4 protein-coding genes and 2 pseudogenes are annotated in these 8,051 nt (G+C 64.6%); 4 read left to right on the top strand and 2 right to left on the bottom strand.

Features of this window, described 5'->3' with window-relative positions; all coding sequences use genetic code 11:
• Positions 1–2,993, bottom strand: a 2,993-nt coding sequence (ygfK, locus tag ACO59D_RS12495) for a putative selenate reductase subunit YgfK (protein WP_485127262.1), incomplete at its 3' end; no start/stop codon positions are given.
• Between the two features lie 114 nt (positions 2,994–3,107).
• Positions 3,108–4,463, bottom strand: a complete 1,356-nt coding sequence (gene ssnA / locus ACO59D_RS12500) for a putative aminohydrolase SsnA (RefSeq protein ID WP_485127263.1) — start codon at positions 4,461–4,463, stop codon at positions 3,108–3,110.
• Positions 4,464–5,121: 658 nt separating this feature from the next.
• Here ssnA and ACO59D_RS12505 point away from each other — a divergent pair.
• From ACO59D_RS12505 to ACO59D_RS12520, 4 genes and pseudogenes are all read left to right on the top strand, one after another.
• The gene (locus ACO59D_RS12505; protein ID WP_485127264.1) at positions 5,122–5,772 is read left to right on the top strand and encodes a helix-turn-helix transcriptional regulator; all 651 of its coding nucleotides are present in this window, start codon (positions 5,122–5,124) and stop codon (positions 5,770–5,772) included.
• Positions 5,773–5,776: 4 nt separating this feature from the next.
• On the top strand, positions 5,777–7,003 hold the full coding sequence (locus tag ACO59D_RS12510) for a M20 family metallopeptidase (protein ID WP_485127265.1): 1,227 nt from the start codon (positions 5,777–5,779) through the stop codon (positions 7,001–7,003).
• 189 nt (positions 7,004–7,192) lie between these two features.
• Positions 7,193–7,498 (top strand): annotated as a pseudogene (locus ACO59D_RS12515) (pirin family protein); the annotation flags it as partial.
• 33 nt (positions 7,499–7,531) lie between these two features.
• Positions 7,532–8,051 (top strand): annotated as a pseudogene (locus ACO59D_RS12520) (hypothetical protein); the annotation flags it as partial.

The following is an 8,051-nucleotide window of genomic DNA, read 5'->3' on the forward strand; positions in this document are numbered from 1 at the left end:
TACCTTGCAAGAAGGTAGCCGTAGCTGTCACGCACCGCCACGATGGTGGCGCGGACCGCCTCGGGAAGGCCACACTCGGCATCGTCCACGTTATAGACCGCGGTGGTGCCATCCAGCCTCACGAGCATACCGCCTTCGACAGGCAGGAAGCCCTCGTTGGTGGAGTCGCCGAAGTCCTTGCGGCTCCAGAAGAGCGTGAGCTTGTCCTTGTACGGGCGACCCTCGGAGTACGGGCAGAACACGGCGCAGTTGCCGCACTCGTTGCACATGCCATCCACGTGGACAATCTGGCGCTCGCGCATGCCGGGTACGCGGACGGCCACGTTGGCACGGTTGGGGCAGACCTCGCAACAGGTCTCGCACACGGTTGCGCAGCCAAGGCAGCGCGTGTGGGCAAGCGACTGGACGTCGGCCTCGAGGCTGCCACGCGACGCAAGCGACGACTCGTAGCTGGGGTCAACGTTGGACTCCCCCATGCCGTCGAAGGAGGCGCCGGAGATGGCACGCGTGACGGTCATGGCATCGGCGATGGCCTTGACCACGGTAGCGGGGCCGCGGCGCGCATCGCCTACGGCAAAGACGTGCGGCACGCTGGTCTCGAGGGAGTCGCTTACCACGGGGCGGCCCTTCCCGTCAAGATCGCAGCCCGTTGCCAGGTAAAGCCCCTGCTCGATACGCTCGCCAACGGCGGTGATGACCGCGGTGGCGGGCACGCTCACGGTCTCGCCCGTAGGCTCGGGGGCGCGACGACCAGAGGCGTCCGGTGCGCCAAGGCGCATGACCTCGCAGGTCAGCACGCCGTTGGCAAGGTCTGCCGGCGAGAGGAGCTCCATGAACTCCACACCGTCCTCGAGCGCCATGACGAGCTCCTCCTCGTCGGCAGGCATGTAGCGACGGGTACGGCGATAGACCAGGCGCACGTGCTCGACGCCGGGCACGCGCCTGGCGGCACGTGCCACGTCCATGGCCGTGTTGCCACCGCCAATGACCACGACGTCGGTGCCAAGCCGGCATTGCGCAGGATCGTCCCTGAAGTCACGGAGGAAGTCGATGGCGTCGAGCGCCTCGCCGCTGCGGAGCGCCGGACGGCCTGGCGCCCAAGCGCCAATGGCCACCACGACATCGCTAAACCCCTGGTCGAGAAGGTCGCGCGCGTTGGTGACCCCGACACCCGTCTTGAACGTGGCGCCATATGCCGAGCAGAGCTCCACGTCGTGGTCGATGGCCTCGTCAGAGATGCGGAAGCCCGGGATCACATGGCGCACGATGCCACCGAGCTCACCGGTGCGCTCGAACACGGTGACGTCGACGCCCGCGCGAGAGAGGAACGATGCCGCAGCAAGGCCGGCGGGACCGGCGCCCACAACGGCAACCTTGCGATTGGCCACGGTGCCACGCGGGGAGAGCGTGGGAAGCACCTCGGCCAGGCCCTTCTCGGCAGCCAGGAGCTTGAACTCGCGGATGTGCACGTGCTCCTCGTAGTAGTTGCGCATGCAGGAGTCGCCGCAGGTATGCGGGCAGATGGTGCCCGTCGTGAAGGGCAGGGCGTTGCGTTCGAGGATGATGCGGAGGGCGTCGGCATAGCGGCCCTCTCCACAGGCGCGCAGGTAGCCCGGGATGTCCTGCTCGATGGGGCAATCCTCGCGGCAGGGTGCCGTGAAGCAGTCGATGAGCGGCAGCTCGTGGCCCACGTGGCGCTCGGGCATGGGCTTGACGGGCTTACGGTAGCGGGGGTTGGTGAGGGCGTCGTCCACGATGGCGGAAACCTTGGCGAGGTCAACGCGCGAGAACGGGGCGTCATCGATGCCGGAGAGAGACTCGTCAACCTGGACCAGGCGCTGGTAGCCACCCGGCTTGAGCAGCGTTGTCGCCATGGTGACCGGCCAGATGCCGGCGTCGACGAGCGCGCGGATGTTCAGCGCGTCCGCGCCGCCGGAGAAGGAGATGCGCAGGTGGCCATCGAACTCGTCGGCGATGCGCTTGGCAAGCGAGGTGGTGAGCGGGTAGAGCGAGCGGCCGGACATGTACATCTCGTCGCTGGGAAGCTCGGAGCGGGTGACGTCAACGGGGAAGGTGTTGGTGAGCTTGACGCCAAACTCCACGCCGCACTCGGCTGCCAGGGCGATAAGGCGCCGGAGCATGGGTACGGCATCTGCCCATTGCAGATCCTCGTTGAAGTGGTGCTCGTCGAAGACGATGTAATCGAAGCCCAGCGAGTCCAGGGTCTTGCGGGCATACTCGTAGCCCAAGAGCGTGGGGTTGCACTTGATGTAGGTGTTCAGGCCCTTCTCGGCGATGAGGTGCGTCGCGATGCGCTCGATCTCTGCGGGCGGGCAACCGTGAAGCGTGGACTCGGTAACCGAGCGGGACACATGCGGCGAGATGGAGTCGACAAAGGCGGCGTCAACGTTCTGGAAGCGATCGAGGTTGGCCTTGGCCCAGGCAATGGCCTCCTGGAAGACGGGGGTGCCCGAGGCATCCTTCATGCTGTCGATGTAGGTGTTGACCTTCTCGCCCTTGATGCCCTCAAGGTCGTAGCCAACCGACATGTTGAAGACAAAGCCATCCGGGTCGCCCAAGTCGAACTCGCGCGCGAGGAGCTTGCAGGCAACCCAGGCCTTGACGTACTCGTCAAAGGCATCGGGTACGGTGAGTTCGGTGGACCACTCGCAGTTGTAGCCCTCATCGGCTGCGAGGATGCAGGGCTTGTTTACGCAGGCGGAAAGTTCGGCACCATCCATCTTCTGGACGGTCTTGAGCTCGAAGAAGCGGGCGCCGGTAACGTAGGAGGCGATGATGTTCTGGGCAAGCTGGGTGTTGGGGCCCGCCGCCGGCCCAACGGGCGACTCGACCCTCTCGCCAAAGATGGGACGGGCATGACCGCCGAGCTTGGCGAGGCGAGACTCGCCAAAGACGGTTCCCTGGGCCTTCTTCTCGGTTAGGATCCAGTCCATGAGCTGGCCGAACGGAATGGGGCGCATGATGTCGCTCATTGCGATTCCTCTCCAGAAACGCATTTCCGTGGGGACGTGAGGCGTGCGCGGCGCCACGGGATCCGCGCACGTCATGGCAGTGGCGCCCGAAGGATGCCACTGCCGGAAAGACACCTAGTGCTCGCAGCCGTTAAGCTCTCCCCAGAGCCTCTTTGCCTGGTCGAGCACGAAGGCGTCGATCCTTTCCTTGTCAATGTCTGTGAACGTATGGTCGCGGTAGACCACGCGGCCGTTCGCGATGGTAGTGCGGCAGTCGTGTCCCTCGACGCCAAAGAGGATGTGGCCGTCGATGTTCTCCGCGCCGATGGGCGTAGGCGCGGGGTAGTCGAACACGGCAACGTCCGCCGCGGCACCGGGCGCAAGCACACCTAGGGGCTTGCCCTGCGGCTTGGTTGCAAAGTACATGTTCGCGACCTCGGCATTGTTCTTGAAGAGCATGGTCATGGCCTCACCCCAGGCCACGTTGGGCAGCGCGGAGTTGAGGCGCTGCAGCGGCACGAAGGCCTTGAGGGACTGAAGCATGTCGTGGGTGTAGGCATCGGTTCCCATGGTCACGGTGATGCCACGCCTGAAGAACTCGAGCACCGGCGCGGTGCCCACGGCGTTGTTGGCATTGGACTGCGGGTTGTTGACGATCTTGGTGTGGGTCTCGGCGCATACGTCCATGTCGGCAGGGGTGATGTGGATGCAGTGGCCGAGCATGGTCTTCTCGCCCAGGACACCATGGTCAAGGAGGCGGTGGATCGAGGTGCAGCCGTGCCTCTGGGCGGAGTCATAGACGTCATCCATGCCCTCGCACACGTGGATGTGGAAGCCGGTGAGGCCGTTGTTGGCCTCGACCATACAGTCGAGCGTCTCGTCCGACAGCGTGAAGAGGGCGTGCCCGCCGAACATGGCGGCAATCATGTCAGAGTCCTGGTTGGTAGCCCAGCGGGCAAAGTCGGCGTTCTCTTGGATGGACTCGGCGAGCTTCTCCCTGCCATCGCGGTCCGACACCTCGTAGCACAGGCAGGCACGCATGCCCATCTCCTGCGCGACGTCCTTGATGGCAAAGAGGGACCCGGGAATCTGGCAGAAGCTCGCGTGGTGGTCAAAGATGGTGGTCACGCCATTGCGGAACGACTCCATCATGGTCACGTATGCGCAGGCGCGCGTGCCATCAAGCGTGAGGTGACGGTCGATGTTCCACCATTGCTGCTCGAGGTTCTCGAGGAAGTTGGTGGGATTGCACCCCTTGATGGCAAGGCCGCGCGCCAGTCCGGAATAGATGTGGGTGTGGCAGTTGATGAGGCCGGGCATGATGAGGCCGCCATGGGCGTCGATGAACTCGGCCGTGGGGTGGGCAGCCTCCATCTCCGCACGAGTGCCAACGGCCACGATTTTGTCGCGGTCGATGACAACGGCACCGTCCTCGACGAAGGGTTTCTCGGGGTCCCTGGTCACGACCCGACCGTTTCCAACAAGTAGCATAGGACCTCTCTCCTCCTCGCTGCATGCCGCAGATCAGCTACGGCCAAACCTATGTTCGTCTCGGCCCTCTCATGCCGTGACGGCCGGGCGTTGCGCGAACGTGACCGCGCCGCATGGGCACCCGACTACCCAGCTACAGACGAAGCCGCAGGTACGAAGCCCCTCCCCGTTGGCCTCTCCTCGCGAATCACCCTTTTGGCGAATCTTCGCACATCTTGTAATACAACCTAACAAATATTTTGCTTCAAATTGACGTCTGGCGTGCCGCGGTCTGGAGAACATCGGCGTACGGTCGATTGCCGGTGTGGACGGTAACGTTATATTTTTTGTTGTATAACGTGGGCCCAAAACGTCCGCCGAGAGGCGCATTGCCTGGTTGGATGCGGTCTCTAACTGGGTCTTTGCTCTCTGCAATACGAAAACGGCATTGGGTGCCGCTAAGCGGCGATGCAATGCCATCTGCCCCATTGGGGCACGCTGCTCCCTCCCGTCTTTGTCAAATAATGGCTCACCTTACATTTTGTTAGGGTTTAGGTGCTAGTATGTGCTCGTTGTTGCCCTCCCCGTCCGTGCGCGACCGTACCTCGCGGCTTGACTCGACGCGCCGAAAGGGCGCGCGGCCGATGGGCAGGACCCGTCATGAAGGGATCGAGGACGCATGAAGAAGTCAGAGGTCGAGTTTCTCTCTCGCCTTGCGAGGGGCATCGCTGCGCAGTTCGGCAGCAACTGCGAGGTTGTCGTTCACGACCTTGAGTCCAAAGACCCTGACAGCACCATCGTGGCCATAGAGAACGGCCAGGTCTCGGGCAGAAAGCTCGGCGACGGTCCATCGAACGTGGTTCTCAAGGCCCTGAGCTCGGGCCCAGACAAGCTGCAGGACCACCTTGCGTATCACACGCGCACCGAGGATGGCCGGGAGCTGCGTTCGAGCACGGTGTTCTTCCGCGACGAGACTGGCAAGCCGGTGGCCATCTTTGCCATTAACTTCGACTCCACGCCCATCATGGCGCTCCAGAACATGCTCAAGGACTTCACCTCGCTCGCCAGCACGGCCTCGGACGAGCCAGACGTTATCCCCCATAACGTGAACGACCTTCTCGACGAGCTCATAGACCAGAGCGTGCGCGTGGTGGGCAAGCCGGTGGCACTCATGACCAGGGACGACAAGGTCAGGGCCATAGGTTTTCTCAACGACTCCGGCGCATTTCTCATCACCAAGGCCGGGCAGAAGATCTGCAGCTACTTTGGCATCTCGAAGTACACGCTCTACAGCTACATGGACGAGGCCAAGTCACACGGGGAGGAGTAGGCGCATGTGCGCTCGACGCCGCACCGATGACGAGGCGACAGGGCTCACAGCACGGCTCGTGGGCATGGAGAGCACAGATCCCGGAGCCTTTGAGGGTGCCATCGAGCAGTTTGTTCACTCGTGGCTGGAAAGGCGTCGCAAGAGGGCGGGCGACCTCGCCGATGCCGTACGCATCGAGGAACTCGAGGCACTGCCTGGCCGCCGTTGCATCCGGGCGGTGATCCCCACCGCCGGTCCTGCCGATGCCACGTCCACGCCAGCGGACCTCACGCTTCTCTGCCACATGGACACCGTCCGCGTGGGTGCAGGATGGGACGATGGCACGCCGGCCCTCTCGCCCACACTGCGCGACGGCGAACTCTATGGTCGCGGCTCATGCGACATGAAAGGCGGCCTGGCCTGCGCCCTGCTGGCGTTCTCGGACGCGCTTGACGAGGTGGGGCGGCGCGGTTGCCTGCCCGCGCATTCCCTGGCGATCGTCTGCACGGTGGACGAGGAGGACCGGATGCGCGGCTCCGAGGCCGCCATCCGCGCCGGCTGGCTGGGTGCTGCGGGCTGGGTGCTTGACACCGAGCCCACCGATGGCCGCGCACGTGGCTCCCACAAGGGGCGCACGTGGTATGCAATCGATATGCACGGGGCCACTGCCCACGCAAGCACGCCATGGCGCGGCGCAGACGCCATCGCTGCCATGGCAGAGGCCATCTGCCACATACGCGCTGCCGTTGCCGCACTTCCCACGCACCCCGAGCTTGGCCGCTCGACAGTCACGTTTGGGCAGGTCGAGGGCGGCTACAGCCCATATGTGGTACCGGACGAGTGCCACGTCACCATCGACATGCGGCTTGTGCCACCTACAGACTCTCAAGCTGCCGAGAGGGTCGTGCACGAGGCTGTTGCCACAGCAGAGGCCTCCATCCCGGGCACGCACGCCGACGTACGCTGTGCCGGAGACAGGCCGCCCATCGAGCTCGACCCTGCCTCCCCGCTCTTGGCCGCCCTTGCGCGCGCAAGCGAGGAGACATGGGGCATGGTGCCAGCCACAGACGTCTTCACCGGCTACACCGACTCTGCCGTGGTGGCTGGCACCTGCGGAAACCCTACGTGCCTCTCGTATGGCCCGGGCAGCCTTGAGCTTGCGCACAAGCCCAACGAGCACGTACCTGTGGCCGACCTCGCTCGCGTGCGTGCGGTTCTCTCGCGCCTCGCCGCAGACGTGCTGTGGGGGTAGTCCACTCAAGGCGGCACCTTGCGTAGCCCGTGTTCATACTGTGATTGGCCAGCCGGTCACGGGCGCACTTCAATGCTATCTGCCAGGTAGGGTATAAGGCTCCCAGTGACCAGGCACGCATCGCGGTCGAGCAGAGGAGGGGCGCGTGCTCGGACACGCGACCAACGTTGTAAGGGGATGCCGGACAAGATGGCGCGGGCGCGAGCCTTGTGCGGATTCCGGGAGACCAGACCGCGCGCGGCTTTGGCCCCCCTTCCTCATGCTGGACTCGTTCGACAGCATCGACCCGAACGACTGGACGACTACACGGCAGGCTTTCCGCTCCACCCCCACCGCGGCATCGGGACCGTGAGCCACGTGCGCGAGGGGTCGATGCACCACCGTGACAGCATAGGCTTCGAAGACATGGTGACCTCGGGCGAGGTGCGGTGGATGCGTGCGGGTCGGGTGCCGAGCACGAGGAGAGTTCCCACCGCGCGGTGCCTGCCTGGTGTGCAGTTGTGGCTCAGCCTGCCCCGGGCGGACAGGATGGCACATCCCACCTACCACGCCGTGAAGCGCGGCACCATCGAGCCCGTGAAGCTCGAGAGAGCCGTGCTGAGGCTGCCCGCGGGCAGCCTCACCGAGGGCGACGGCACCTCTCGCCAGGGATTCGTTGGTGGGTACCTACCACTCGACTACTACGAGCTTGCCATCGAGCCAGGTCGCACGGCAGGGATTCCCGTGGGCGAGGACCGCTCGGCCATGGGCCGCCACAGCTCACGGGACGTTGCACTTGGAGTGAGGGCTCAGGTCCGCAAAGCCCTAAACGGCGAGACATCACGAGAAGGCCTGCGCAAACGCGCCTTGCGGCATCGGCGGGGCAGAAGTCACTTCTCGGCCGCACAGTCCGCCTGCCCGCCACGCAGCATCTTGATCCCGTGCGCGATGGGCCCGATGACTGCGGAGACGTTCTCGATTGCGGCCTTGGGGCTCCCCGGCAGGTTCACCACGAGCGTGCGGTCCAGGATGCCAGCCACCTCGCGCGAGAGGCAGGCATGCGGCGTGA

The sequence above is a fragment of the Tractidigestivibacter sp. genome, from assembly GCF_057241865.1.